Annotated in this window: 21 protein-coding genes; 8 read left to right on the forward strand and 13 right to left on the reverse strand. The window is 73.6% G+C overall.

What is annotated here, in order from left to right; genetic code table 11:
* Positions 1-16: 16 nt before the first annotated feature.
* A complete protein-coding gene (yczR, locus tag ACIBP6_RS11800) occupies positions 17-1,444 on the reverse strand; it encodes a MocR-like transcription factor YczR (protein ID WP_397051255.1) in 1,428 nt (475 codons plus the stop codon).
* Between the two features lie 62 nt (positions 1,445-1,506).
* Here yczR and yczE point away from each other — a divergent pair, with 62 nt between their 5' ends.
* The 3 genes from yczE to ACIBP6_RS11815 all read left to right on the forward strand — a co-directional run bounded on the left by yczE (position 1,507) and on the right by ACIBP6_RS11815 (position 4,276).
* A complete protein-coding gene (gene yczE, locus ACIBP6_RS11805; RefSeq protein ID WP_397051257.1) occupies positions 1,507-2,142 on the forward strand; it encodes a membrane protein YczE in 636 nt (211 codons plus the stop codon).
* 46 nt (positions 2,143-2,188) lie between these two features.
* The gene (locus ACIBP6_RS11810; protein ID WP_397051259.1) at positions 2,189-3,943 is read left to right on the forward strand and encodes a glycoside hydrolase family 15 protein; all 1,755 of its coding nucleotides are present in this window, start codon (positions 2,189-2,191) and stop codon (positions 3,941-3,943) included.
* A 72-nt stretch (positions 3,944-4,015) separates the two neighbouring features.
* Positions 4,016-4,276 carry a hypothetical protein gene (locus ACIBP6_RS11815; protein ID WP_397051260.1) on the forward strand — a complete coding sequence of 87 codons (261 nt, stop codon included), beginning with the start codon at positions 4,016-4,018 and terminating at the stop codon, positions 4,274-4,276.
* A gap of 239 nt (positions 4,277-4,515) precedes the next feature.
* Here the strand turns inward: ACIBP6_RS11815 and ACIBP6_RS11820 are convergent, their stop codons facing one another.
* Positions 4,516-5,460 carry a lytic transglycosylase domain-containing protein gene (locus ACIBP6_RS11820; RefSeq protein ID WP_397051262.1) on the reverse strand — a complete coding sequence of 315 codons (945 nt, stop codon included), beginning with the start codon at positions 5,458-5,460 and terminating at the stop codon, positions 4,516-4,518.
* Between the two features lie 181 nt (positions 5,461-5,641).
* Between ACIBP6_RS11820 and ACIBP6_RS11825 the strand changes: the two genes are divergently transcribed.
* Together ACIBP6_RS11825 and ACIBP6_RS11830 are read left to right on the forward strand one after the other, a co-directional pair.
* The gene (locus ACIBP6_RS11825; protein ID WP_397051264.1) at positions 5,642-7,069 is read left to right on the forward strand and encodes a serine/threonine-protein kinase; all 1,428 of its coding nucleotides are present in this window, start codon (positions 5,642-5,644) and stop codon (positions 7,067-7,069) included.
* On the forward strand, positions 7,056-7,850 hold the full coding sequence (locus ACIBP6_RS11830; RefSeq protein ID WP_397051266.1) for a WD40 repeat domain-containing protein: 795 nt from the start codon (positions 7,056-7,058) through the stop codon (positions 7,848-7,850). The genes ACIBP6_RS11825 and ACIBP6_RS11830 overlap by 14 nt, the downstream gene beginning before the upstream one ends.
* 31 nt (positions 7,851-7,881) lie before the next feature.
* Here ACIBP6_RS11830 and ACIBP6_RS11835 read toward each other — a convergent pair whose 3' ends face one another.
* The 3 genes from ACIBP6_RS11835 to ACIBP6_RS11845 all read right to left on the reverse strand — a co-directional run bounded on the left by ACIBP6_RS11835 (position 7,882) and on the right by ACIBP6_RS11845 (position 11,741).
* Positions 7,882-9,147, reverse strand: coding sequence for a cation:proton antiporter (locus ACIBP6_RS11835; protein WP_397051268.1), 1,266 nt, complete (start codon positions 9,145-9,147; stop codon positions 7,882-7,884).
* Positions 9,148-9,238: 91 nt separating this feature from the next.
* On the reverse strand, positions 9,239-10,432 hold the full coding sequence (locus ACIBP6_RS11840) for a sugar phosphate isomerase/epimerase family protein (RefSeq protein ID WP_397051270.1): 1,194 nt from the start codon (positions 10,430-10,432) through the stop codon (positions 9,239-9,241).
* A 139-nt stretch (positions 10,433-10,571) separates the two neighbouring features.
* Positions 10,572-11,741, reverse strand: a complete 1,170-nt coding sequence (locus tag ACIBP6_RS11845) for an ROK family transcriptional regulator (protein WP_397051272.1) — start codon at positions 11,739-11,741, stop codon at positions 10,572-10,574.
* 413 nt (positions 11,742-12,154) lie between these two features.
* Between ACIBP6_RS11845 and ACIBP6_RS11850 the strand changes: the two genes are divergently transcribed.
* The 3 genes from ACIBP6_RS11850 (at position 12,155) to ACIBP6_RS11860 (ending at position 16,676) form a co-directional block, all read left to right on the forward strand.
* Positions 12,155-13,963 carry an aldehyde ferredoxin oxidoreductase C-terminal domain-containing protein gene (locus ACIBP6_RS11850; protein WP_397051274.1) on the forward strand — a complete coding sequence of 603 codons (1,809 nt, stop codon included), beginning with the start codon at positions 12,155-12,157 and terminating at the stop codon, positions 13,961-13,963.
* Between the two features lie 606 nt (positions 13,964-14,569).
* A complete protein-coding gene (locus tag ACIBP6_RS11855; protein ID WP_397051276.1) occupies positions 14,570-15,046 on the forward strand; it encodes a DUF2510 domain-containing protein in 477 nt (158 codons plus the stop codon).
* Between the two features lie 241 nt (positions 15,047-15,287).
* Positions 15,288-16,676 carry a GH1 family beta-glucosidase gene (locus ACIBP6_RS11860; RefSeq protein ID WP_397051277.1) on the forward strand — a complete coding sequence of 463 codons (1,389 nt, stop codon included), beginning with the start codon at positions 15,288-15,290 and terminating at the stop codon, positions 16,674-16,676.
* Positions 16,677-16,791: 115 nt separating this feature from the next.
* Here the strand turns inward: ACIBP6_RS11860 and ACIBP6_RS11865 are convergent, their stop codons facing one another.
* The 8 genes from ACIBP6_RS11865 to ACIBP6_RS11900 all read right to left on the reverse strand — a co-directional run bounded on the left by ACIBP6_RS11865 (position 16,792) and on the right by ACIBP6_RS11900 (position 25,545).
* Positions 16,792-17,250 (reverse strand): spore-associated protein A, encoded by a 459-nt coding sequence (locus ACIBP6_RS11865; RefSeq protein ID WP_397051279.1) that lies wholly within the window; start codon positions 17,248-17,250, stop codon positions 16,792-16,794.
* 276 nt (positions 17,251-17,526) lie between these two features.
* Positions 17,527-18,576, reverse strand: a complete 1,050-nt coding sequence (locus ACIBP6_RS11870; RefSeq protein WP_397051281.1) for a hypothetical protein — start codon at positions 18,574-18,576, stop codon at positions 17,527-17,529.
* Between the two features lie 29 nt (positions 18,577-18,605).
* Positions 18,606-19,238, reverse strand: coding sequence for a nitroreductase family protein (locus ACIBP6_RS11875; protein WP_397051283.1), 633 nt, complete (start codon positions 19,236-19,238; stop codon positions 18,606-18,608).
* A gap of 12 nt (positions 19,239-19,250) precedes the next feature.
* Entirely contained in the window at positions 19,251-20,444 is a 1,194-nt protein-coding gene (locus ACIBP6_RS11880) for a globin domain-containing protein (protein WP_397051285.1), read from the reverse strand.
* 43 nt (positions 20,445-20,487) lie between these two features.
* Entirely contained in the window at positions 20,488-20,949 is a 462-nt protein-coding gene (locus ACIBP6_RS11885; RefSeq protein WP_397051287.1) for an RrF2 family transcriptional regulator, read from the reverse strand.
* A gap of 4 nt (positions 20,950-20,953) precedes the next feature.
* The gene (locus ACIBP6_RS11890; RefSeq protein WP_397051289.1) at positions 20,954-21,349 is read right to left on the reverse strand and encodes a YchJ family protein; all 396 of its coding nucleotides are present in this window, start codon (positions 21,347-21,349) and stop codon (positions 20,954-20,956) included.
* An 86-nt stretch (positions 21,350-21,435) separates the two neighbouring features.
* Positions 21,436-22,260 (reverse strand): NAD-dependent protein deacetylase, encoded by an 825-nt coding sequence (locus ACIBP6_RS11895; protein WP_397051520.1) that lies wholly within the window; start codon positions 22,258-22,260, stop codon positions 21,436-21,438.
* A gap of 192 nt (positions 22,261-22,452) precedes the next feature.
* A complete protein-coding gene (locus tag ACIBP6_RS11900; protein WP_397051291.1) occupies positions 22,453-25,545 on the reverse strand; it encodes a lantibiotic dehydratase in 3,093 nt (1,030 codons plus the stop codon).
* Positions 25,546-25,696 lie beyond the last annotated feature (151 nt).

A 25,696-nucleotide genomic window follows, 5' to 3' on the forward strand; every position in this document is an offset into this window, starting at 1 on the left:
GGCTCAGACCGATGGCTCAGACCATGGCGACCAGCGGGTCGGGCACGCGGGCCGAGCCCGCGGACACCCCGTCGCGGGCGGCGCGGATCCGGGGAACCGCCTCCTCCAGCACCGAGGGCGGCAGCGTGTACGGCAGCCGCAGGCAGCCCTCCAGCGTGCCCTCGGGGCCGAACCAGGGGCCGGGCGCGAGACGTACGCCGTGGGCGGTCGCGGCCTCGGCGAGCGGGGTGGCGCCGCCGCGGTCGAGGCGTACCCACAGGGCGCCGCCGCCGGGCGGCACGGTGAACGTCCACTCCGGCAGGTGCCGGCCCAGCGCCGAGACGAGCGCGTCGCGCGAGGCGCGCAGGGTGCGGCGGCGCTCGGCGCGCGACTCCTCCAGCCGGTCGAACAGCCGCGCCACGACGAGCTGCTCCAGCACGGGGCTGGCGATGTCGACCGAGGAGCGGAACAGGGCGAGGCGGCGCGCCAGCGCGGCGGTGGCGCGGATCCAGCCGACCCGCAGACCGCCCCACCACAGCTTGTCGGCCGAGCCGATGCTGATCACCCGGCTGTCGGTGTCGAAGGCCGCCGCCGGCGACGTGGCGGGCACGTCGTCCAGCGCGAGCTCGGCCCAGGTCTCGTCGACCAGCAGGATCGTGTCCGTACGCCGGGCCGCCTCGGCGACGGCGGCGCGCACCGGGTCGGGCATGAGGGCGCCGATCGGGTTGTGGAAGTCGGGCATGAGGTAGGCCAGGCGCGCCCCCGACTGCCGCAGCCCCGCGGCGACCAGGTCGGGCTGCCAGCCCTCGGGCGAGACCCCGACCGGCACGATGCGGGCGCCGCGCCGGCGGGCCGCGTCGAGGGCGTGCGGGAACGTCGGCGACTCCACCAGCACCGGGTCGCCCGGCCCGAGGAGCAACCCCATGGCCAGGTGGATGGCGAACTGGGAGCCGGTGGTGACGACGATCTGCTCCGGCCTGGTGGCCACTCCCCTGGCGGTGTAGCGAGCGGCGATGCGTTCCCTGAGCGCGGGCAGGCCGAGAGGGTCGTAACCGTTTCCCATGGCGTACCGCGGCAGGTCCTCGACCGCCTCCGCCACGGCGGCGGTCAGCGCCGACGGGGCGGGCGGGGCGGCGCTGTGCAGCGGAATGAGACCGTCGCCGGTGTCGTGCCACGGATTGTCGGCGGTGGTGGCGGGGTCGGGCAGGGCGGTCCAGCTGCCGGAGCCGCGCCGGCTCTCCAGGTAGCCACGCTCGCGCAGCAGGTCGTAGGCCGCGGTGACGGTGGTGCGGCTGACACCCAGGGTCTCGGCGAGGTGGCGTTCGGCGGGCATGCGGACGCGTACGGGGATCTGGCCGTCCATGACGAGGGCGCGCACGCCGTCGGCGAGGGCGCGGTAGTACGGGCGCGCCGCGGGATCGATCGTGACGAGCCGCGCCACCTGCTGTGCCGACAAGTACCTCATAAGGCCACTTTTCGTGATTGGCCCTGTTTTGGCAAGCCGGGCCATGCCACTGTGAGGCCACCATGAGTGAGACAGCCATCCCCTTGCCGCGTTCCCTGCCCGCCCGTCTCGCCCGCCTCTACGGCGGGCTGGCCCTGTACGGCCTCGGCATCGGCCTGCAGGTCGAGTCGGGCCTCGGCAACGGCCCGTGGGACGTCTTCCACCAGGGCCTGGGCCTGCGGCTGGGACTGTCGATCGGCACGGTCATCATCCTGGTGGGCGCCCTGGTGATGCTGCTGTGGATCCCGCTGCGGCAGCGGCCCGGGTTCGGCACCGTCAGCAACGTGGTGTTCGTGGGCCTGTTCGCCGACGCGGCGATACACCTGCTGCCCGCGCCCGGCCACCTGGTCTACCAGAGCGCGTACGTCGCGCTCGGGGTGACCTCCATCGCTCTGGCGACCCTGCTGTACATCGGCGCCGGCATGGGGGCCGGCCCGCGCGACGGCATCATGACCGGCCTGATGCGCCTCGGCCTGTCGGTGCGGCTCGCGCGTTTCCTCATCGAGCTGACCGTGCTGGCCGCGGGCTGGCTGCTCGGCGGCACGGCGGGCGTGGGGACGCTGGTCTTCGCCCTGGCCATCGGGCCGCTCACGCAGCTGTTCACCCGCTGGCTCCCCCTGAGCGATCCCGCGGGCCGGGCCCGGCATGACGCGACATGATCGGATCCGGCCGCGGGATCACCCTTCCGGCGAGTAGCGTCTAGGCATGCGGATCGAGGATTATGCGCTGATCGGAGACATGCAGTCGGCCGCGCTCGTGGCGCGCGACGGGTCGATCGACTGGCTTTGCCTGCCCCGGTTCGACTCCCCCGCGAGCTTCGCGGCGCTGCTCGGCAGCGACCGCAACGGCCACTGGTGGCTCGGGCCCACCGGCCGCAGGCCGGCCACCCGGCGCCGCTACCGGGGCGACACTCTGATCCTCGAGAGCGAGTGGGACACCCCGACCGGCACCGTCCGGGTCGTCGACTTCATGCCGCCGCGCGACCGCAACCCCGACGTGGTGCGGATCGTCGAGGGCGTCTCGGGCAGCGTGGAGATGTCCACACAGCTGCGGGTGCGCTTCGACTACGGCCGCATCGTGCCGTGGGTGCGGCGCAGCAACGGCCATCTGCAGGCCGTCGGCGGGCCCGACTCGGTGTGGCTGCACTCCCCCGTGCCGCTGAAGGGCGGCGACTACGCCCACCGGGCCACGTTCACGGTGCGGGAGGGCGAGCGGCTGGCGTTCGTGTTCACCTGGCACCCGTCCCACGAGCCGATGCCGGCGCAGATCGACTCCGACGTGCAGCTGCGCGAGACCGAGGCGTTCTGGGCGGAGTGGGTGTCGAAGTGCTCCTACACCGGCCCCTACCGCGAGGCGGTGGTGCGCTCGCTGATCACGCTGAAGGCCCTGACGTATTCGCCGACCGGCGGCATCGTGGCCGCGGCCACCACGTCCCTGCCGGAGGACCTCGGCGGGGTGCGCAACTGGGACTACCGGTACTGCTGGCTGCGCGACGCGACGCTGACACTCGACGCGCTGATCAGCTCCGGCTTCCTGGAGGAGGCCGCCGACTGGCGCGCGTGGCTGCTGCGCGCCATCGCCGGCCGCCCGCAGGACCTGCAGATCATGTACGGCGTCGGGGGCGAGCGCCGCCTGCCGGAGCTGCTGCTCGACTGGCTCGACGGCTACGAGGGCTCCCGGCCGGTGCGCATCGGCAACGAGGCCGCCAAACAGCTCCAGCTCGACGTGTACGGCGAGGTCATGAACTCCCTGTACGTCTCGCGCGCCCGCGGCCTGTCCCCCGACGACCGCGCCTGGACGATCCAGCGCCAGCTGCTCGACTACGTGGAGGACCACTGGAACGAGCCCGACGAGGGCCTGTGGGAGGTCCGCGGGCCGCGGCGGCATTTCGTGCACTCCAAGGTGATGTGCTGGGTGGCGCTCGACCGGGCCGTCAAGTACGTCGAGAACTTCGGCCGCACCGGGCCGGTCGACAAGTGGCGGGCGCTGCGCGACGTGGTCCACGCCGAGATCTGCGACAAGGGTTTCGACGCCGAGCGCAACACGTTCACGCAGTCGTACGGCTCGTCGGAGCTGGACGCGGCGCTGCTGATGATCCCGATCGTGGGGTTCCTGCCGGCCGACGACCCCCGGGTGCTGGGCACGGTCGCGGCGATCGAGAAGGAGCTCATGGCCGACGGGTTCGTCCTGCGTTATCCGCTGGCCGAGGACAACGACGTCGACGGCCTGCCCGGCGGGGAGGGCGCGTTCCTGGCGTGCAGCTTCTGGCTGGTGGAGGTCATGGCCGCGCAGGGGCGCAAGGACGAGGCGAAGGACCTGTTCGAGCGCCTGCTGGGCCTGCGCAACGACGTGGGGCTGCTGGCGGAGGAGTACGACCCGCGCTACGGCCGGCTGGTCGGCAATTTCCCGCAGGCCTTCAGTCACGTGCCCCTGGTCCACGCCGCCCGCGCCCTGTCGTAGGGCCCGGGGCTCTGCCGCCGGGTGCGGCACCGATTCGGCATGCGGTGATCTTCCGGGACCCACGTCGGCGTCATGGACGGCCTGCGCACCCGCCGCGTCCGGGTCGACCACGGCGGGCTGATCAGCGGCCTCATGGTGCGGGCGCGCGCCGCCGGCGACGGCCGGCGCGGGGTGACACTCGGCGACACCCCCCACGTGCGCGGGGGCGCCCGCGTCGAGATCACCCTGGCCGGGCGTTACGAGGAGCTCACCGGCAGTGGGCTACCGCCTCCGATCTGCGGGCCACTTACCGGCAGCACCGGCCCATGGTCGAACGTTCCATCGCCTGGCTGATCGGTGCGGACGGCGGTGCCCGCAACGGCCTTTGGCTCCATCCGCGAGCTGTGGCCTTGAACCTGCGCCGCCTGGTCAACCTGGGACTCGCTCCTGTCCAGGGCGTCTGGACGCTGCAGCCCATGACCGGTTGAAGCGCGCGCGGCGGGGCAACGATCACGCAGCTGCAATCCCAAGCCCTGGCGGCGATCGGTCCGTTACCTGCCGACCATCACACAAGCGACATTCTCACAAGGCTCCTAAGGGCCGGTCAGACGGCGCTCGCCCTCCGTGGTGAGCACGAACACCTGCCAGGCGTAGTACGCGTAGTAGGCGCGCGGGTCGCGCTTGATCTGGCGGGCGTGCAGCTGGATCGCGTTCACGTACGCCTGCGACGGGTTGTAGGCGTGCAGCGCGCGCCGGTAGTCGCGGGGGGCGCCGCTCGCCTTCAGGTAGTTGGCGGCCCCCATGACGGCGTCGCGCGGGTCCTGGACGTCGCCGCCCATGCCGTACGCCCGCCAGGTGGCCGGCATGAACTGCATGGGGCCCTGCGCGCCGACGTGACTGTCGGACCTGACCCGGCCGAACTTCGTCTCGGCGAACATCACCGCCGCCAGCACCTCCCACTCCACGCCGAACCGGCGCTCGGCCCGCTTGAAGTAGCCGAGCAGCTCGGCCGCCGGGCGGGGCCGCCGGGTCTTGAACACCGCGTCCGGCTTGATCGGGCGGGCCAGGGCGAGCAGCTCGCGGATCGCCTCGGTGTTGGCCTTGGCCTGCGCGGCCAGGGCCTTCGGCAGGCGGGCGAAGGCGCGGGAGGCGACCTCGGGGTGGCGGGCGGCGTGCCGGTAGAGGCGCTGCTGGTGGAGCGCCAGCAGCTCGACGTCCTCGGGCGGCTCGCCGGGCGCGGCCTCGCCGCCGTCCGTCCAGGCGTCGATGGCGTCGTTGAGCCGGGCGGTGGTCTCCTCCAGGGCCGTGGCGAGGCCGGCGGCGTTCTTCGGGATCTTCGCGTCGGGCGCGGGCAGCTCCTCCGGCGGCTGCGCGGTGGTCTCGCCTGCCGTCGCAGACGGAGAGGCCGCGGACCGCTGGCGCACGGGCGCACTGTCGGTGGGCGAGCCGCAGGCCGCCGTTCCGGCGAACGCGGCGACGGCCGCCACGAGCGCGACGATCCTGCGGGAGGGGCGTGGATGCTGCGGGCGTACCTCCATGCTGCGCCAACCTACCCGCCGTGCCGTCCTTCTCTCAGGCATCTCGCGAAGCGTGGCGGACCGACCCGATACGCCTGGCACGACAGCAGGCCCCCATGTCACCGTTCTCTGAGACACTGTGCCGGCTGGGCGGATCGCCGGCGTGGGCCGGGCTGCTGGGGAAAGGTGCGGGATGCCGGACATGCGCCCGCTTCGGCCGGGTGATCCGGAGCGGATCGCCGGATACCGCCTGCTCGGGGTGCTCGGGTCGGGCGGGCAGGGCGTCGTCTACAAGGCAGTGGGCGAGGCGGGGCGCGAGGTCGCGATCAAGGTGCTGCACGGGCATCTGGTCCAGGACGACGACGTCCGGCGCGGCTTTCTGCGGGAGGCGGAGGCGGCGCGGCGGGTGGCCGCTTTCTGCACGGCCGCGATCCTGGACGCGGGCGTGGCCGACGTCGGGCCGTACATCGTCAGCGAGTACGTTCCGGGCGACACGTTGCAGGCGCTCGTCCGGGCGTCGGGGCCGCGTACCGGCGGGGCGCTCGACCGGCTGGCGATCTCCACGCTGACGGCGCTGGCCGCGATCCACCAGGCGGGGATCGTGCATCGCGACTTCAAGCCGGCCAACGTCCTCATGGGCCCCGACGGGCCGATCGTCATCGACTTCGGCATCGCCAAGGCGCTCGACGCGACGACGCACACCTCGGGGGTGACGGGGACGCCGGCGTACATGTCGCCGGAGCAGTTCAGGGGTGAGCGGGTCGGGGCCGCGTCGGACGTGTTCAGCTGGGCCGGGACGATCGTCTTCGCCGCCACGGGTCACCCGCCGTTCGCCGGCGGGACGCTGCCGGACACCATGAACACCATCCTGAACGGCACTCCCGACCTTGACGACGTGCCACCCCACCTGGTGTCCGTCCTCGAGACCTGCCTCGCCAAAGACCCCTCCCTCCGCCCGCGCCCGTCCGCCCTTCTCCACTCCCTGATCCACCGGTCCGACCCCGTCATCGACTCCCCGGACGGACGGGGGTCGGGGAGTCCACGCGCGCTGGGAAAGCCGCGTGTCCCGGCGGACCCAGGCCCACCCCCGAGCCCGGTCGTGCGGGAACGGGAAGTCGGGCGTGGTGGCCGGGAAGCCGGCGCCTTGGACGCGCAGGCTCCGTCGGGCGGGCAAGGGGCTGACGGGACGACGCCGCAACGGGGCGGGAGCGTGAGCCGGCGGGTGTTCATCGGGGGCTCGGCCGCCGCGGCGGCTGTGGGGGTGTCGGCGTTCGCGGTCTTACGGTCAGGAAACGGCCTCTTCCGGGCGGACGCCCAACCGACTCGGACGGCGGACATGCGCCGGACGGCGACCGGCGAACCGTACCCCTCGGACGGGCCGAGCCCGTCGTCCTCGGACGGGCCGGGTGGGGTGCCTTCGGGTGGGCCGAGTGGGGCGGCGGAGCCGTTGGGGACGGTGGTCGGAGAGCCGGTGGCGTTGGGCGGGCGGAAGCCCACCGCGTTGGGCGCACGCGGCGGGACGGTCGTGTGCGGGACCGGCACCGGCGAGGTGTTCGTGTGGACGCCTGGGGCGCAGGTCGTCAGAGTCGGGGACGGCGGGGGGGCGGGTGACGTCCGTGGCCGTCGGTGACGTCGACGGACGGGCGGTCGTGGTCTGCGGGCACGGCGACGGCAGGATGCGGGTGTGGAGCCTGACCGGCGAGAGCCTCGCCTCCCATCGGGCCGCCGACCCGATCAGGGCGGTCACGGTCGCGGGCGGCCGCGCCATCGCGGTCTCGGAGAAGTACGACCTCGTGCGTGACCTGCACAGCGTCGTCGGCCTGTGGGACGTGTCCACCGGCAAGCAGTTCGGCCCCGCGATCGACGACCACTTCCAGGGCCTGCACGGGCTGGCGTTCGGCACGCTGGACGGCGAGGAGGTCCTGGTCACCGGTGACGGCGCCGAGCGGGTGCGCGTGCGCCGCCTGTCCACGGGCCGGACCGCGCACACGTTCCGCACCGGCGACATCGGCGGCATCGAGCTGCTGGCCTGCGGAGAGGTGGACGGCCGGCCGGTCCTCGTCTCCACGCACCTCGACGCCACCCTGCGCGTCCACGACCTGGCGACCGGCAGGCGCGGGAAGAGCCGGCGGTTCAGCACGCGCAGCCCCGACGACCGGGGCGCGACCGCGCTGGCCACCGGCCGGCTCGGCGACGTTCCGATCGCGGCCGTGGCGCACACACCGGACGGCGGCCCGGCCACCGTCCGCGTCTGGAACCTCCGCACCGGGGACGTCCTCGGCGAGCCGGGCCGGGGCGCGGGCGGTGAGATCCGCACGCTGGCCCTCGCCGAGCTGGACGGCCGTCCCGTCGTCGCGGGAGCGGACGACGAGGGCACGTTACGCGTCTGGAGCCTCGGCCCGGCGGCGTGAGGCGGTCAGCACCTCTCGGGACGAGCGCACGTCACGCGTCCGGCGCCCTGCGGCGTGAGGCGGTCACGAGCTCGCGGACGGCGTCCAGGCGGGTCATCGCGGGCGTGGCCGTGACGCCGTGCAGCACGACCGAGGCCACCACCGTGAACCCCGTGACGGCCCACAACTCCTGCGCCGGGACGCCGAAGTCCGTGTGCCCCAGCGCGTACGCCAGGTAGAACAGCGAGCCCACCCCCCGGATGCCGAAGAACGAGATCACCAGCCGCTCCTTCGGCCCGGCCGGTCCGCGCCACTGCGACAGCCACCCCGCCAGCGGCCGGATCACCAGCAGCAACGCGATCCCCACCGCCGCGCCGCGCCAGGTGAGCGCCGCCAGGCCGCCGGTCGCGACGAAGCCGCCGAGCAGGAGCAGCAGCCAGGCGGTGAACAGGCGCTCGACCTGATCGACGAAGCCGTGCAGGACGTTGTTGTAGCCGTGCCCGAACTCGGCCCGCCTGATGGTGCACGCGGTGACGAACACGGCCACGAACCCGTACCCCTGGGCGAGTTCGGTCACCCCGTACGCGAGGAAGGTGGCGGCCAGCGCGACGAACCCGTCGCGGCGCTCGGACAGGCGCAGGCCGCCGGCCGTGGCGCGGAAGAACAGGCGGCCGAGCAGCCGGCCGATGACCAGGCCCGCCACGATCCCCGCCGCGGTCCGGTAGAGCACGTCGACCAGCGCCCACTCCCCCGCCCAGGCGGTGCCGCCGGCGACGGCCACGCCGATGGCCGCGTACACGATGGGGAAGGCGAGCCCGTCGTTGAGCCCCGCCTCCGACGTCAGGGCGAAGCGGACCTCGTCGTCGGCGTTCTCGGCGTCCACCGGCTCGCCCACGTGCACGTCGGAGGCCAGCACCGGGTCGGTGGGCGCGAGCACGGCCCCCAGCAGCAGCGCCGCGGCGATCGGCCAGCCCGCGAGACCTGCCGCCGCCGTCACCCCGGCCACGGTCAGCGGCATGGCCACGCCGAGCAGCCGCCAGGTCGTCGACCAGCGGCGCAGCCCGACCCGCCGGTTGATCGCCAGGCCCGCCCCCATGAGGGAGATGACCACGCACAGCTCGGTGATGTGCTCCAGCACCGCCCGATGGGCGATCGGGTCGGGCCGGGGCAGCCCGAGCGGCAGCGAGAACAGGACGACCCCGGCCAGCAGGTAGACCAGGGGCAGGGACAGGGGACGGCCCTCGAGCACGTCGGGCAGGATCGCGGCGAGCAGCGCCGCTCCGCCGCCGAGCGCGAGGAGGAGGTCTAAGGTGGACATCCCCGCCCCACTGCCCCGAAGATCACCCGTTACGCCCCCCGGGAGGCCGCCACGCCTCCGCTCGGGAGGAGGCGTGACGGCCGGTACGGGGTCAGCGCCGCAGGGCGGCCATGTTGCGGTAGCTCAGCTCCGAGTGCCGCAGTGACTGGGCGGGGTCGGAGCCGGGCGCGTTGTCCTGCTCGTACATCGGGTTGTGGAAGCCCTTGGCGCGCAGGGCGGCGAAGAAGCCGTGGTAGTCGATGTCACCGGTGCCGAACGGCACCATGTCGTAGCCGTTGGTCACGGCCGGGTTCGACGTGCCGTCCTTGGCGTGGAACAGCGGGAAGCGCTTCTCCCTGGCCAGCACGGTGGCCAGCGGGTCGAACACGTCGTTCTGCGCCGAGCCGTCGGGCGCGGTGTACGTACGGTGCCGGAACTGAGCCACGTGCGCCCAGAAGATGTCCATCTCGAAGTGCACGACGGCGGGGTCGCTGATGCCGAAGAAGTACTCCAGCCTGCGGACGCCCGACGAGCGCGTCGGCCGCCCCTGCGCGTCGAGCGGGCCGCTGTCCAGCAGGAACGCGTAGGCGGCGTCGTGGTTGTGCGTGTACAGCTTGAGCCCCGCCTCGGTGGCGATCGCGCCCAGCGTGTTCCACTTCTCCGCCGCCACGTCCCAGTCGGCCTTGTACGCGCTGTTCGTCGGGTCGTTGCCGGTGCCCACGTGGCCGAGGCCGAGGATGTTCGCGATCTCCAGCGTCCGCTTGAACCGGTCGAGGTCGGCGGCCGTCAGCGGCCACGAGCCGGGGATGAAGCCGTGGTTGCCCTCGGCCCGCAGCCCGTTGTCGTCGAGCCAGCCGCGCAGCAGCCGGGCGCCCTCCACGGTCTCCAGGTCGGCGCCGCCCTCGGCGTTGGCGTGCTGGCGGTAGCCGGCGAACTCGACCTGCCGGTAACCCATGTCCGCCAGCGCCTCCAGCACGCGGCGGAAGCCCGACGGCACGGACGTGGACAGCGGGTCGCGCGAGATCGCGTCGCGCACGGTGTAGAGGATGATGCCGCGCTTGCCCGGCGGCACGAGCACGTCACCGCGCCCGCCACCCGGTGACGCGGCGTGGGCGGCGCCGGCGAGGGCGCCCGTGAACGGCAGGGCGGCCGCGGCGGCGATGCCGGTGGTGGCCGCGAAGAGCCGGCGGCGGCTCAGCCCGAGGCGGCCGCGGAGCGTTTCGGCGTGTTCGCGTTCTTCGGCGATCTTCTCGGTGTCCGCCTGCGGCCGGCGGCCGGGCTCTGCGGAGGCGTGCTGATGGCTCACGCGGGGTTCCCTTCCTTCAGGGACGCGTGCGCCGACCGCGTCACGGTGGATCTGCGACCGGCCCCGCCGGGCATGCCACCGCCCTGGAGCTCGAGACGATCACATTGTTACTACGCCGTTGTGAAGCGGTCAATGGCGCTCATCCCGCCACGGCCCGGTCGATCGCGGCCGGGGCGAGCACGTGCTCGGCCACCAGGACGGCGGCTCCCACGATCCCCGCGCGCTCGCCGAGCGCGCTCACCCGGATGCCGAGGTGCTGCGTGGCCAGCGGCAGCGACCGGCTGTAGATCGTCTCGCGGACGCCGGCCAGCACCTGCTCGCCCGCCTCGGCGACGTCCCCGCCGACGACGATGAGCGAGGGGTTGAAGAAGTTGACGATCGAGGCCATCACGGCGCCCACCTCGCGGCCGGCCTGCCGCACGAGCCGCGTGGCGTGCAGGTCGCCGGCCCGCATCAGCGCCACCACGTCCCTGCTGCCGTGCGCCTCGATCCCGGCCTCGCGCAGCGCGGCGGCCATCGAGCCGCCGCCCGCGACGGCCTCCAGGCAGCCGGTGTTGCCGCACCGGCACTGCGCCTCGGAGGCCGGGACGCGGATGTGGCCGACGTCGCCGGCGGCGCCCTGCGCGCCGCGGTGCAGCCGGCCGCCGGAAATGATGCCGCAGCCGATGCCGGTGCCCATCTTGATGAAGAGCAGGTGGTCGACGGCCGGGCGGGCGGCCCAGTGCTCGCCGAGCGCCATGATGTTGACGTCGTTGTCGACCAGGACGGGCACCCCCAGCCTGGCCCGCAGCCACTCGGGCACCGCGAAGCCGTCCCAGCCGGGCATGATCGGCGGGTTCACCGGCCGGCCCGAGCGGTGCTCGACCGGGCCCGGCAGCCCGACGCCGACCCCGCACACCTGCGCCGCGTCGCGGCCGGCCGCTGCCAGCAGCTCGCCGAGCGCGGTGACGACCCGCTCGAGGGTCGGCTCGGGCCCGTAGGCGACGGGCAGCTCCTCGGCGCGCTCGGCCAGCACGTTCATGCCGAGGTCGAGGACGGCGAGGCGGGCGCGGGTGGCGCCGAGGTCCGCGGTCAGCACGACGCGGGCGCCGTCGTTGAACGCGAACACCGTCGCGGGCCGGCCCCCGGAGGAGACGGCGCTTTCCCGCGGCAGGACCCAACGCTGGCCGATGAGCCCGTCCAGGCGCTGCGACACGGTGGATCTGGAGAGCCCGGTGAGGCGGGCCAGCTCGCCGCGGGTGCGGGCGTGGCCGTCTCTGAGGATCGCCAGCAGCACCCCGGCCCCCTGTGCGCTGGATCCGTTCGACATAGGCTCAGCTTACTCCGATCATCGACGGACTTATGTTGACAAAAATTTAAAGTCGGATCTATCGTCTCGAAATATGTCGGATATATGCGGCGTTGAGCTGCAAAGCTAGACTTATCCGGCGTTTGGGTGGCTTATCGCGACGACGGGCGTGAGCCCGGAGGTGGTGCCCCATGCACGACTCGCTCATCGCTCCATCGGCCGGCCACCGGTACGCGCCTGCCTGACGTCCCCGCGAGCCGCGTCCGGAGGAGCCGGTCCCGGTCCCCGCCCGACGTCGCGCCGAGACACGGGCTCACGGGAATGCCACCCGGGCCGGATCCTCCCCGCACGGTTCTCTTCCGGATTGCGCCCGGCCGATCGGGTGTGATGTCGTACCCCTCCTGGCTCTTCATCCGGTTTCAGGAGGCTTGGCTGTGCCGTTCGCTGTGCCGTTCGCTGTCCCGTTCGTGGTGGATCTGACCAGCGGGAACGTCGACAAGGGCGACTTCTGCGCGGAGCCGGGGCACTTCGGGGGGTCCATCCTCGGGTTACGGCTGCTGACCGAGCGGACGCCCGCCGGCCTCGACCCGTACGATCCGCGGGCGCTGCTCTTCGTGGCGGCCGGGGCGCTGGGCGGGACCCTGGCGCCGGGGCTGGCCAAGGCGGTGTTCCTGGCGAAGTCGCCGCTGACCGGCGTGGCCGGCGAGGCGCACGCGCTGGGGCCGTTCGCGGCGGGCATGCGCGCGGCAGGGGCCGAGGCGCTGGCGGTCGCCGGACGGGCGGAGCGGCTGTCGTACCTGCTGGTGGAGGACGGCGAGGTGACGCTGCACGACGCCGAGGCGCTGCGCGGGCTCGGCACTGCCGCCACCACCGACGTCCTGCGCGACCGGCACGGGCCGCACGCGCGCGTGGCGGCGATCGGACCCGCCGGGGAGAACCTCGTCCGGTACGCCTCCGTGGTCACCGACCGGGCCTTCGCTGCCGGCCGGTACGGGCTCGGCGCGGTCTTCGGCGCCAAGAACCTCAAGGCCGTCGTGTGCGCGGGCGACGCGGCGGCGCCGGTCGCCGACCCCGAGGCGCTGGCCCGGCTGACGCTCTCCTATCACGGGGACATGGCCGCGAACCCGCTCGCCGCCCTGCAGGCGGGGCAGCCCGGATACGCCGCGTGGGCCGACGACCCCATCGACCCCGGGTACGCCGCCGTCCGCAACTTCTCCGTCGCCGGCGCGCCCGGCCTGCGCGTCCCTCGGGCGCGCGACTACGACGGCCGCGCCGTGGCGACCACCGGCACGTGCCCCGGCTGCCCGAACGACTGCCTCAAGGTGTACGCGCCCCCGGGTGCGGCCGAGCGGCGGACCGGCGGGCTCGGCCAGGAGGCGTTCCTGTCACTCGGCTGGAACCTCGGCATCGACGACGTCGACGTGGTGCTCGCCGCCAACGCCCGCTGCAACGACCTGGGCCTCGACGTCGTGTCGCTGGGCGGCACGCTGGCGTTCGCCATGGAGTGCGCGGAACGCGGCCTGCTGCCCGGCGGCCCGGCGTTCGGCGACGCGGCGGCGCTGCCGGGGCTGATCGACGACGTCGGCGCGCGGTCGGGGGCTCTGGGCGACCTGCTCGCCGAAGGCTCGGCCCGTGCGGCGCGGCGGATCGGGCGAGGGTCGCAGGCGTACGCGATGACGGTCAAGGGCGCCGAGGTGCCCTGCTTCGACCCGCGTCCCCAGCCGGGCATCGGCCTCGGGTACGCCATCGCGCCGGGCGGGCCGCGTTACGACGCGCTGGAGCACGACCTGGACTTCGACCCGGTGGCCGGGCTCGGCTACTCCTTCCCCGAGGCCGCCAGGATCGGCGCCGCCCCCGCTCCGGCGGGCACGCTGGACGAGGAGCGCGGCCGGCGCAGCGCCCGGCTGCTGCGGCTGTGGAGCGGCCTGGACGCGCTCAACATCTGCGTCTTCGCCTCCTCCCCGACCCGGCCGCTGACCCTGGACCGCCTGACCTCCCTGGTCACCGCCGTCCTCGGCGCCGGCTTCAGCCTGGAGGACCTGCTGGCGGCCGGGCAGGCACGCCTGGACGGGATGCGCGCGTACGCGCTGCGCGAAGGCGGCGGCCCCGACGACCTGCCGGCCCGCTTCCACGACGAGCCCGTCACGGCGGGCCCGCACGCCGGCGCCGTCCTCGACCGCACCGCCTTCACGCAAGCCCGCACCGCCTTCTACGAGGAGCTCGGCTGGTCCGCTGAGCCGTAGGAACGGCCACCTCCCGCATTCACCCTCCGGCGCACCGCACGGCCGCCTTCGGCCCGCACGGCCGCTGGTCGCCGCGCTTCCCCTACCCCGAGCCCGCCCGGGTCGCCGGATACCTCGTGCGCGACCCCACGATGATCCGCACCCCGTCCGGCTACGTGCTCTCTTCCACCCACGGTCATCTGGAGGCCCGAACCGGCGACCGCGTCCACTCCACCCGGGCCGGGTCCGCGTTCCGCACGCCGCCGTCGTGGTGGCGTGCGTACTCGCCCGGCGACGACCCGCAGGCGCCCGGCATCTCCCGGCGAGGCGGGAGATGCCGGACCACTGCGCGATCGGCCTGGCCGGCAGCCGCACCGGGCAGCCCGGCTCGTGGCCCGACCAGGGCATCGTGGCGAACACGTGCTCGATGGGTTCGCCCTTGACGCCGACGGTCTGCCGGGATCAAGGTGCCGTCCAGGATCACGGCCGACTTGTCCGGCGATCACGCTGCCACGCGCCCGCAGGGACCTACGCGAAGGCGGCGTGTTCCCCGGCCCGGCCCCGCCTGCTAACTTCGCCTGCACGAGCTGGATCGTTCTCACCGGCACCACGTCGAAGGCGGAAAAGGTGAACACGCCGCATCCCCCCGTCCAGCCCTCGCCGGGCTACTACCGAGACCCGGGCGGTCAGCCCTGCCTGCGCTGGTGGGACGGACACCGCTGGACGCCCCGGACGGCCCCGCTCCCGCCGCACTCTCCGGCGCCCGCGCCGTCGAAGGGCTCGGCCGGCACATGGCTCACCGGCATCGGGATCGCCGCGGTCCTGGCGGCCCTGGGGTGGCTGATCCCGACGGCGGTGGCCATAGTCGGGGATGCCGATCCGGTGGTCGTCGTCCTGGGCGGTCAGGAGGTCCGGCGCGACGACCTCGCCGGGGCCATGGAAGCCCTGTCCACGTACGCCGGCATGGAGCCCGGAGACCCCGACAGCTCCGCGCGGCACGCCTTCTGCGACGCCCTTCCCGCGGCTTTCGCGGCGAAGGGCATAGAGGTGAGCTATCCGAGCGGCGAAGGGTCGTTCGTGGGGTCGTGCGTCAGGGCACGATGACACGCCGTCGGCGCTTCCGGTCTGTCCGAATCGGCGACATTGACAGCCGCACAAACCCGACTTTAGGTTGTGCGAAGCGTTTCGACTCCCTCGTCCCAGCCCCCGACGGTGACCGGCCGCGGCGACGGCGCCCTCCGCCTCGCGAGGGGCCGTCCCATGACGAAGCCGCCCAGGAGGCATAGGCTCTCGACCGCGTGTTGGGAGCGCTCCCGCACCGCCGTTATCCCGCCCAAGGAGTGACATGCCCGCCTTCCCCGAGAACTTCCTGTGGGGCACCGCCACCGCCGCCTACCAGGTCGAAGGGGCCTGGAACGAGGACGGCCGCACCCCGTCGATCTGGGACACCTTCTCCCACACCCCCGGCCTGGTCGCGAACGGCGACACCGGCGACGTGGCCTGCGACCACTACCACCGCCTGGAGGAGGACCTCGACACCCTGGCCGCGCTGGGCGTCGGAGCGTACCGCTTCTCCATCTCCTGGCCGCGCGTGCAGCCGGGCGGGCGCGGCCCGGCCAACGGGCCGGGGGTGGCGTTCTACTCGCGGCTCGTGGACGGCCTGCTGGCCCGCGACATCTCCCCGGTGGCCACCCTCTACCACTGGGACCTGCCGCAGGAGCTGGAGGACGCCGGCGGCTGGCCGCACCGCGACACCGCGCTCCGCTTCGCCGACTACGCCCGCCTCATGGGCGACGCGCTCGGCGACCGCGTGCACACCTGGATCACCCTGAACGAGCCGTGGTGCTCGGCCTACCTGGGCTACGCCTCCGGCGTGCACGCCCCGGCCCGCACCGAGCCCGCGGCCGCGCTGGCCGCCGTGCACCACCTGAACCTCGGCCACGGTCTGGCCGTCCAGGCGCTGCGCTCGACCGCCGCCAAGGACGCGCGGATGTCGGTCACGCTCAACCTGCACCACGTGCGCGGGGTGTCCGAGGCCGACGGCGACGCCGTGCGGCGCGCGGACGCGGTGGCCAACCGGGCCTTCCTCGGCCCGATGCTGGAGGGCGCCTACCCGCGCGACCTCATCGAGGACACCGCGTCGGTGACGGACTGGTCGTTCGTGCGCGACGGTGACGAGGCCGCCGCCTGCCAGCCGCTCGACGTGCTCGGGGTCAACTACTACAACCCCACCCTGGTACGCCAGTGGGACGGCGCCAGCCTCCGGGAGACCGCCGACGGGCACCAGGACGGCGCCGCCTCGCCGTGGATCGGCTGCGAGAACGTCGAGTTCGTCAGGCAGCCGGGGCCGTACACGGAGATGGGCTGGAACATCGACGAGACGGGCCTGACCGAGCTGCTGCTGCGCCTGCACCGCGACTACCCCGCCATGCCCACGATGATCACGGAGAACGGCGCCGCGTTCCCCGACCCGGTGGACGCGGACGGCCGCGTCCACGACGAGGACCGCGTCGACTACCTGCGCCGTCACCTGACCGCCGTGGCCGCGGCGATGGAGGCCGGCGCGGACGTGCGGGGCTACTTCGTCTGGTCGCTGATGGACAACTTCGAGTGGGCGCACGGGTACGCCAAGCGCTTCGGCATCGTCCGCGTCGACCGCGACACGATGGAGCGCACCTGGAAGGACAGCGCGCACTGGTACCGCGACGTGGTGGCCACGGGCAAACTGGCCTGATCGAGTAGGCCCAGAGGCGCTGCGGTACGGGCGTGGGAATCACGACCATCTTTCGGCGTGAAGGCGTGATGAAACACGTCCTTCACGCCGAAGTGGTCTTCGTCGGCCGCGTCGACTAGCCGCAGTTGCCGAAGGTCTTGCGACCCCCGGTCGCCTCGGCGAAGTCCAGTCGGGTGTCGCGGGTGCTGCCCCAGTACGAGACGCACTCGCCGCGGGCCTTCAACTTGACCGGCCCGGCGTAGTACTTGAACTTGCCCGCGTCGGTCTTCGGCTTGCTGCCCTTCACCGTCAAGGTGGCGGTGGTGTACGTGGCGGTCCGGTAGAAGGCGGTCTTGATGGTGACCACGCAGTTGTAGCCGTTGCTGCGGTTGTACAGGAGGTAGACGTAGCCGAACGTGTCGCGCCCCGACTTGAGGGCACGGGTGCCGTCCTTCACCCGCGCGTACCCCGCGCCGCAGACTCCCTCGGGCGTGTACGCGGCGGAGGCGGCGTTCGCCGTGTACGCCGGGTTGGCCACGAGGACACCGGCCGCCAGCGCGGTCGCGGCGACGACCTTCGGAACGGACTTGATCACGTGTCTCTCCTTCGACGGTGGGTCGCGGCGTGTGCCACGACTCCGTCGAGTTTTGCCCATCCTTTACCGCCCGGCAAACGCGTACCGGATCTCCGGCATGGCCGGTGGCGGCCGTCAGCGGGTCCTTACTGCCTGCCCATCGAGGCCCGACAGGGCCCGCCTTGGGCGCCCTCTTCACCGGACGCTCACGCGCGGGTGATCACGGCGGTCTAGATCCGGCGGGCCCTGTCCTCGGCAGCGCGCCCCCGGCGGGCCCATCACGCGCTCACTGATCTCCTATGATCTCGAGAGCTCTCCCAGCTCCGCGCGCAGCAGGCGGGCGGCGCCGGCCATGGCCCGCATCTTGCCCTCGGCCGACGCCCTGGGCAGGTACTTCATGCCGCAGTCGGTGGAGATGACCAGGCGGTCGGGCGGCACCCGGTCGAAGGCCCTGCGCACCCGGTCCGCCACCACCTCCACCGGCTCGACCTCGGGCGTGGACAGGTCGATCACCCCGAGGATGACCGTCTTGTCCTTGAGGTCGGTCAGCACGCCGAGGTCCAGCCCGGACTGCGCGGTCTCGATCGACACCTGCCGGACGGGGCAGGCCGCCAGCTCCGGCAGGAACGAGTACGCCTCGGGCCGCTCGTGGATGATCGCGGCGTACCCGAAGCAGATGTGCACCGCGGTCATGCCGGTGACGCCGTCGAGCGCGGCGTTCAGCGCGGCCAGCCCGTACGCGCGCGCCGCGTCCGGCCGGGCCTGCATGTACGGCTCGTCGATCTGCACGATGTCGGCCCCGGCGGCGAACAGGTCGCGGATCTCGGCGTTGACCGCCGCCGCGTAGTCCATCGCGGCGGCCTCGGCGTCGGGATAGTGGTCGTTCTGCGCCTGCTGGCTCATCGTGAACGGCCCCGGCACCGTCATCTTGACCACCCGGTCGGTGTGCGCGCGCAGGAACCGCAGGTCCTCCACCTGGACCTGGCGGGCACGGCGGATCGGGCCGACGATGCGCGGCACCGGGTTCGGGTGTCCGCTGCGGTCGAGCGCCGTGCCCGGATGGTCCACGTCGATGCCGTCGAGGGCGGTGGCGAAGTGGTTGGAGTAGCTCTCGCGGCGCATCTCTCCGTCGGTGACGATGTCCAGCCCGGCCCGCTCCTGGGCCCGGATCGCCAGCTCGGTGGCGTCGTCCTGGGCCTGGGAGAGGTACTCGGGCGGGACCCGCCACAACTCCCGGGCGCGCACGCGCGGCGGGAACCGTCCGGCCAGCCGGGCGCGGTCGATGAGCCAGTCGGGCTGGGGACAGCTGCCTACCAGGGACACCGGGAGCGGCGGGAGCGATCTCATGAGTCCACTGTGCGCTCCCGGCGCCGCCGTTACCAGCGGTCGAGGTGGAGAACCTCGTCCAGCGGCTGCCTGGGGGCGGGGCGGAAGGCGTCGCCGGTGTAGTAGGCGGTGGGCAGCAACACGCCCTGCCGGACGTCTCCGGGAATGCCGAGCAGCTCGGCGACCTCGCTCTCGTACGCGAGGTGCAGGGTCGTCCAGGCGGTGCCGAGGCCGCGGGCGCGGGCGGCGAGCATGTAGCTCCACGCGGCCGGCAGCAGCGAGCCCCACAGCCCCGCCTGGTTGCCCTCGGGCAGGCCGCCGGGCGTGGAGATGCACCCGATCACCAGCACCGGCACGTCGCCCATGTGCTCACCCAGGAACGCGGCGCTGGCCGACACCCGCTCCTGGACCTTCGCCCGCTCCGGGTCGGCGGCGTACAGCGACGCCGCCGAGGAGCCGGAGCCGTAGTAGGTGTTCCAGGACCGCGCGTAGTAGTCGCCGATGGCCTTGCGCAGGTCGGGGTCGGTCACGACGATCCAGTGCCAGCCCTGCCGGTTGCCGCCGGTGGGCGCCTGGAGGGAGATTTCCAGGCACTCGCGGACGAGCTCCAGGGGGACGGGGCGGGTGAGGTCGAGGCGCTTGCGCACGCTGCGGGTGGTGGTGAGCAGTTCGTCGAACGTCATGCGCCCATGATGTCAAGCCGCGTCGAGATGATCAGCCGCGGCCGGGAGCCAGAGGTCGGACCCGAAAACCTCGTAGTGGACGTCCTTCGGGGCGACGCCGGCCTTCAGCAGGGCGCCGCGGACCTCCCGCATGAAGGGGACAGGGCCGCACATGTAGACGACCGCGCCCTGGGGGATCTCGACGCCGTCCAGGTCCATCAGGCCGGCGTCGTCCTCGTACCAGAAGACGCGCTCGGCGGCGGGCAGGGCGTCGGTGAGGCGCTCCATGTCGGCGCGCAGCGCGTGGTCGGCCGCTGAGCGGTCGGCGTGCAGCAGCAGCACCCGCCGGGTTCCGCCGGTGTGCGCGAGGTGCTCCAGCATCGCGGTGATCGGGGTGCAGCCGATGCCCGCCGAGACCAGGACGAGCGGCGCGTCGCCGTCCTCCAGCGCGACGTCGCCGAACGGCGCCGACAGGGTCAGCTCGTCACCCTCCCGCACGGTGGCGTGCAGCAGCGCGGACACCTCGCCCTCCGGCGCGTCGCCGCCGCGCACCCGCTTGACGGTGATGCGGCGCAGCCCGTCCGGGCCGTGGCCGGACAGCGAGTACTGCCGGAGCTGGTGGACGCCGTCGGGCATGCGGACGCGGACGCTGACGTACTGGCCGGGGCGGGCCGGCGGCACCGGCTCGTCGCCGACCGGCCGCAGCACCAGCGACATGGCGTCGGCGCTCTCCTCGCGCCGCTCGACCACCGTCCAGGTGCGCCAGGTCCGCCCGCCGCGGGCGCCCGCCTCGGCGTAGACGCGGGCCTCCATGGCGATCAGCGCGCCCGCCATCAGCCAGTAGACCTCGTCCCAGGCCGCCGCGACCTCGGGGGTGACCGCGTCGCCGAGCACCTCGGCGATCGCGCCGAACAGGTACTTGTGCACGATGACGTACTGGTCGTCGGTCACGCCCACGGCGGCGTGCTTGTGCGCGATGCGCGTCAGCAGCGCGTCGGGGCGCTCGTCCGGGTGGGCGAGCAGCGCGCCCGCAAACCCGGCGATGGCGCCCGCCAGCGCCCGGCGCTGCTCCCCGCTGCGCTGGTTGCCCCGGTTGAACAGTCCGTCGAGCAGCTCGGGCCGCTCGGCGAACATGGTGTCGTAGAACCTGGCCGTGATCTCGTCGAGTCGGGCCCCCACCAGCGGCAGTGTGGCGCGGACGATGGCCGCGCTCTCCCCGGACAACATGCTTGACCTCCCGATGAACCATAATTGGTATCTGGGATTCATATTAAAGCGCCGGGGTGCCGGTCTTCTTTCCGGGGTCGGTGAGCGACAGGAGCAGGGGACCGGTGGGGGCGTCCACCAGAGAGTCGACGGTGACCGTGTCGAGCGAGGCGTAGAAGGCCTCCTGCGCCAGGCGCAGCGCGGCGCGCAGCCGGCAGGCGGCCCGCAGCGGGCATGGCGGGTCGTCCTCGCAGCCCACGACGTCGCCGGCGGACTCGAGGGAACGCACCAGGGCGCCGACCGTCGTGCCGCGCCCGGCCTCGGTGAGCTGCAGCCCGCCGCCCCTGCCGCGCCTGGCCTCCACCACGCCCAGCTCGCCGAGCCTGGCGACGGCCTTGGCGGCGTGGGTGTACGGGACGGCGAGCACGTCGGCCACGGCACGGGTGGTGAGCAGGTCGTGCGGCCGCGCCACGGCCAGGCGCATGACGATGCGCAGGGAGATGTCGGTGAAGGCGGTCAGGCGCATGCCCCTACGGTAGGCGCTGCTGCTGAGTGGCGCCCGCGTAGACCCAGCGGCCCTCGAAGCGGACGAACCTGCTGTTCTCCTCCAGCTCGCCCGGCCGGCCGCGGTCCTGGTAGTGGGCACGGAAGCGTACGGTGCCCTCGGTGTGGACGACGCTGCCGCCGGTGGTCTCCAGGATCTCCAGCCGCACCCAGCGCACCCGCCGGTCGAGCCCCGCGCTGGGCGGACGGGCCGAGGGGTGCCAGGTGTGCCGCAGGTAGGCCTCGTCTCCGGCCGCGAACGCGCTGAAGCGGGAGCGCATGAGCTGCTCGGCGGTGGCCGGCGCGGCCTCGCCCCGATGGAACCGGCCACAGCAGTCACGGTAGGGATTGCTCGAACCACACGGACACGTACGCGGAGACATGCCTCCCATTCTCCCCGCCCCCGCGACCCGCTCTCCCTGCCGGCGGCATCCGGGACCTCCCGCCGCCGGGCGTACGCGGCCCTCCCCTACCGCCGCGAGATGGGACGGCCTTCGCCGGCGAGCCGGGTGGTCAGGTGGGTCAGGGTCGGGCCGAGCGGTGCGTCGAGGGTGAGCTCCGCCTCGGCGTCGCCACCGGTCGGCCCCTGGTTGACGATGGCGATGGGGATGCCCAGCTCGGCCGCCTTGGTGACGAACCGCCGCCCGGACCTGACCGTCAGGGACGACCCCAGCACGAGCAGCACCCGCGCGCCGCAGACGAGCGCGTAGCACTCATCGACCCGGGTCCGGGGCACGTTCTCGCCGAAGAACACCACGTCAGGCTTGAGCATCCCGCCGCACGAGGCGCAATCCACCACCCGGAACCCGGCGACCTGCTCGTCGGTGAGCGTGGCATCGCCGTCGGGGTTGATCTCGTCACTGGTGACCCGCCAGCCGGGGTTGGCCTCAAGCAGCCGGCGCTCCAGCTCGGCACGCGACGTACGCTCCCGGCACGTCAGGCACACGACGCGGTCGAGCCCGCCGTGCAGCTCGATCACGCGGCGCGCGCCGGCCGCCTGGTGGAGGCCGTCGACGTTCTGGGTGACGATGCCGGTCAGCAGGCCGCGCCGCTCCAGCTCGGCCACCGCCTGGTGCCCGGCGTTGGGGCGGGCGCGCTCCATCTGCCGCCACCCGACGTGACTGCGCGCCCAGTAACGCCGGCGCGCCTCCGCGCTGCCGACGAACTTCTGGTACGTCATCGGGTCGGCTCGCCTGGCCAGGCCGGTCGGCCCGCGGTAGTCGGGGATGCCCGACTCGGTCGACAGGCCGGCCCCGCTGAGCACGGCCACCCCTCCACGGCCGACCAGCTCCATCAGCTCGGCCACGTTCCCGGTGCTCGGTCTCACGTTCCCATGGTGCCTCACCCGCGCCCCCGCCTACGCCGCGCGGTCAACCGCGCTCGCCAGGCCGCGGATACGGGTACGGATGCCCCGCGGACGCAGCTCTCCTCACACCCGTCGTGCCCTTCGGACGGGAGCCCGGTCCCGCCGACGCGTTCGAGGTCGTCAAGGAACCCGACGCGGTGGCGGGGCCGACGGGTGGGGTGGAGTCGACGGGATGGCGGGACGGGTCTCGGCGTGTGCGCCGGCCGCGGACCGGAGGTAGACGCAGCGGAGTTCGGCCGCGAACCGCTGCTCGCCGTCCCGCAGCCAGCACTCCTCCGGCCCCGGCGACACCTCCGTCAGCGTGAGCCGCTCCGCCGTCGCCGCCAGGCGCCCGAGCGCTTCGACGAGCGCGGGCGAGCGCGTGTCCACGTAGAAGGGCCTGCGCCTACGTGGCGACGCGGCGAAGAACGTCACCGGCAGGCCATGGGACTCGCGCAGCCGCGCCATCGCCACCAGCAGCTCGACGTCGCCCGCCGCCTGCCCGAGCCCCTCGAACGACGCTCGGCCAAGGCGCCACCGGCGCCGCGAGATGACGATGTTCCCCCAGGTCAGACGGGGCACGTGCGGAAGGTCGGGAAGGCGCGGCAGCCGGATCATGGGCAGGGCCAGCGCCGTGTGGAGCGCCGTGACGTGCTCGCCGTTGTGGAACAGCAGCGGCTCCTCCACCCCCTTGGCGTTCAGGACGGCCCGCCGGCCGTCGCTGTGCACGTACAGCTCGTCGAGGCCGATCCTGCGGCGCGGGTCGGCCGCCACCCCGCCGAGCTCCAGCACGGGGCCGGGGAGTTGCGGCGGCGGCGCGCCCTCTGAGCGGTGCGGGACGACGTTCAGCACGGTGAACCCGGACAGCGCCCGCCTGACCGCCGCGTCCCGCTCGGCGAGGCACTCGGCGGCCTCCTCGTGGAACTGCAGCGACCACGGCGTGAGCAGCACCGTGTCGTGGAGCCCGCCGAGGACGAGCGGGGTCACACCCGCTTCGTACGCCTCCAGCGAGGACGCGGCCACCAGCAGGTCTGCCGAGCAGAGCACGGGCGCGGCCGGCGGATCGGGGTCGTCCAGCAGCGCGGCGAGGTCGAGCACGGCCTCGCCGTCCGGCGCGTCCCGGATGAGGCAGGCGAGGCGGCCGGTCAGGCGTCCGCCGTGTTCGACGTCGAGTCCGGCGGTCGTCCGCTGCGCCTCCGCCAGCGCGAACGTGCCGGGGCCGAGCCGCCCGGCGACCAGCCGGTTGGTCAGCCGCCTGGTCAGGTCCGCCTCGCCGGCGAGCAGGTCGAGCACGCGCGGCACGCGGTCGCGCAGGTCGGCCGCCAGCGCGCCGCCCGCCGTGACCCGCAAGGTGCCGGCCGCGGCCTCGTGGACGACGACACGGCCGTCGCCCGGCCCGCCACCCGTCAGTGCCTCGACCCGCCGCTGCACGGCCAGCTTCACGTCGGGCGAGGCGCCCGGGTATTGCTCAAGCAGCTCGGAGATCTCACTCACACGCCGCCCGACCGACGGCTCGGCGGCGGTGCGCACCGCGGCCACCGGCCTGCGCTGCGCCGGCACCTCAACCGCTCCGGAGACGAGCTCCGGAGCCTCCCACGCCCGACCGGCCTCATCCCTCCCTGCCTCCTGCACCCCGAACTCCGGGGCGTCGGCGATCCCCGGACCGCCTGGGCCCGCCCCTCCCTCCACCCCGCCGAATCCTCCGGACAGTCCCGCCGTTCCGCGGTCGCGAGCCCCAGCGCGGGCCTGGCCGGACACCTCCGCCGCATCGCCCACACAGCCGCCGGCCTCTCCGAGCCGGCCACCATCCGGGCGTGAGGTATCGGCCACCTCACGTTCACCGGGCTGACCTGAGACCTCCACAACAGCCGCGTCACAGCCCGCCGCCCCCGCGAGCCGGCCGTCATCCGGACCGGCGGTATCCGTCGCCGCCGCGGCGCCGATCTCCTGCCGGGGATGAGGTGGCAGGGCGCGGGCGGCCAAGCGGTCGCGTAGCCAGCCGAGGGGGTCGCAGACGGTGGCGGGCGGGCACAGGTCGTGGACGAGCAGCCCCCGGCGTACGGCCACGGCCAGCGCCGCCGCGGCCCGTTCCAGGCCGATCCCCGTCTCGGCGGCGATCTCGGCCACCGTGCGGCGCCCGTCGCAACAAGCCACGAACGCGGCGCCGTCGGGCACCTCCCCCGCCCACGTCTTGCGCCGCGGCACAAGCCCGGACACCAGCACCGGATCGGCCAGGACGCGCTGCTGCATCGCCTCGACCACGCGCGCCGCCGGGAACGCCACCCGCCGCGGGCACGCGTACGGCCCGTCCCAGACGTGACCGAGGACCGCGCCGGGCACCACGGCCGCATAACCGACCGGCCCGAAGCAGTTCGCCGTCCCGGGCGCCGCCGCCAGCCGCTGCACGCGCGAGGCGAGCTGCCTGCGTATCGTGCCGCCCTTGGCCCCGTGACGCAGCTCGCGGTAGAGGCCGGGCGAGGAGCACACGAGCGCGTCGAGCAACCGCTCGTCGGCCACCATCGCCGCCACCGCGGCCCGTACGGCCGCCGCGTCCTCGCCGACCGCGCCGGCCAGCGTGACGCGTGCCTCCTCCAGCAGGTGCGTCACCCGGTTCCAGTCGGCCAGCCAATCGCCGGATCCCGGCGTATCGGGCGGCAGCGGACGCAGGTCACGCAGCCGGCCGCGAACGGCGCGAAGCAACCGCCCGCCTCTCGCCCCGACGGGTGCCGCGGCGGCAGCGGCGCGCACGTCCGCGTCCCACCCGCCCCCGGAAAGAGCGCCACCGCCTTGAGGCACGGGAGGGGGGTCCCCGCCCGCCCCGCCGCCCGGAGGCACGTGCACACCGGGACGGGAAATCCCACCGGGCACGGCGCCAGGAGGCGCATCCGCTCCTGGACGCGAGGTCACGCCGGGCATGACGGCGTCGGGAGCATCCTCGCCAGGACGGGGCGCGGTGGCGTCAGGTGTCTCCGCGCCGGGCCGGGAGCCGCCGGCGGGTGCCGTGGGAGGGGTGTCGGGGCGGGGGTCAGGGAGCGGCGGGGTGGCGAGGAGGTGGAGGGCCTGGCGTTCCAGGTGGACGACGGACTCGGCGGCCCGCGCGGCCCGGGTGTAGGCGAGGGACAGGACCGACTCCCAGGGAAAGGCGGCGCTCCGCACGACCACGGCCGGCAGCAGGGTCCAGTGCCCCTCCCCCACGCGGTCGCCCTCTCCGGATCCCGCGCGTTCGATGTCCATATGGGCCGCTCCCTTTCCTGGCATGGATTGTGCGCAGCGTTTCTGAACTCCGATATTTACAAGATCATCTTTTTCTGTCAATGCATTCCCCAATGAAAAGAAAGCATCAGTCGATAATCCGCCGCCGCCCCGGCGGGCAATCAACGACCAA

It is taken from the genome of Nonomuraea terrae (assembly GCF_044465245.1).
Lineage (GTDB): Bacteria > Actinomycetota > Actinomycetes > Streptosporangiales > Streptosporangiaceae > Nonomuraea > Nonomuraea terrae.

Bases quoted from the DNA above. Each gene is read 5' to 3' on its own strand.
- ACIBP6_RS11875 (WP_397051283.1), bottom strand. From the start codon at position 19,238: ATGACGTTCGACGAACTGCTCACCACCACCCGCAGCGTGCGCAAGCGC.
- ACIBP6_RS11880 (WP_397051285.1), bottom strand. From the start codon at position 20,444: ATGTTGTCCGGGGAGAGCGCGGCCATCGTCCGCGCCACACTGCCGCTG.
- ACIBP6_RS11815 (WP_397051260.1), top strand. From the start codon at position 4,016: ATGGACGGCCTGCGCACCCGCCGCGTCCGGGTCGACCACGGCGGGCTG.
- ACIBP6_RS11890 (WP_397051289.1), bottom strand. From the start codon at position 21,349: ATGTCTCCGCGTACGTGTCCGTGTGGTTCGAGCAATCCCTACCGTGAC.
- ACIBP6_RS11895 (WP_397051520.1), bottom strand. From the start codon at position 22,260: ATGGAGCTGGTCGGCCGTGGAGGGGTGGCCGTGCTCAGCGGGGCCGGC.
- ACIBP6_RS11870 (WP_397051281.1), bottom strand. From the start codon at position 18,576: ATGAGATCGCTCCCGCCGCTCCCGGTGTCCCTGGTAGGCAGCTGTCCC.
- yczE (WP_397051257.1), top strand. From the start codon at position 1,507: ATGAGTGAGACAGCCATCCCCTTGCCGCGTTCCCTGCCCGCCCGTCTC.
- ACIBP6_RS11835 (WP_397051268.1), bottom strand. From the start codon at position 9,147: ATGTCCACCTTAGACCTCCTCCTCGCGCTCGGCGGCGGAGCGGCGCTG.
- yczR (WP_397051255.1), bottom strand. From the start codon at position 1,444: ATGAGGTACTTGTCGGCACAGCAGGTGGCGCGGCTCGTCACGATCGAT.
- ACIBP6_RS11810 (WP_397051259.1), top strand. From the start codon at position 2,189: ATGCGGATCGAGGATTATGCGCTGATCGGAGACATGCAGTCGGCCGCG.
- ACIBP6_RS11885 (WP_397051287.1), bottom strand. From the start codon at position 20,949: ATGCGCCTGACCGCCTTCACCGACATCTCCCTGCGCATCGTCATGCGC.
- ACIBP6_RS11825 (WP_397051264.1), top strand. From the start codon at position 5,642: ATGCGCCCGCTTCGGCCGGGTGATCCGGAGCGGATCGCCGGATACCGC.
- ACIBP6_RS11900 (WP_397051291.1), bottom strand. From the start codon at position 25,545: ATGGACATCGAACGCGCGGGATCCGGAGAGGGCGACCGCGTGGGGGAG.
- ACIBP6_RS11845 (WP_397051272.1), bottom strand. From the start codon at position 11,741: ATGTCGAACGGATCCAGCGCACAGGGGGCCGGGGTGCTGCTGGCGATC.
- ACIBP6_RS11860 (WP_397051277.1), top strand. From the start codon at position 15,288: ATGCCCGCCTTCCCCGAGAACTTCCTGTGGGGCACCGCCACCGCCGCC.
- ACIBP6_RS11820 (WP_397051262.1), bottom strand. From the start codon at position 5,460: ATGGAGGTACGCCCGCAGCATCCACGCCCCTCCCGCAGGATCGTCGCG.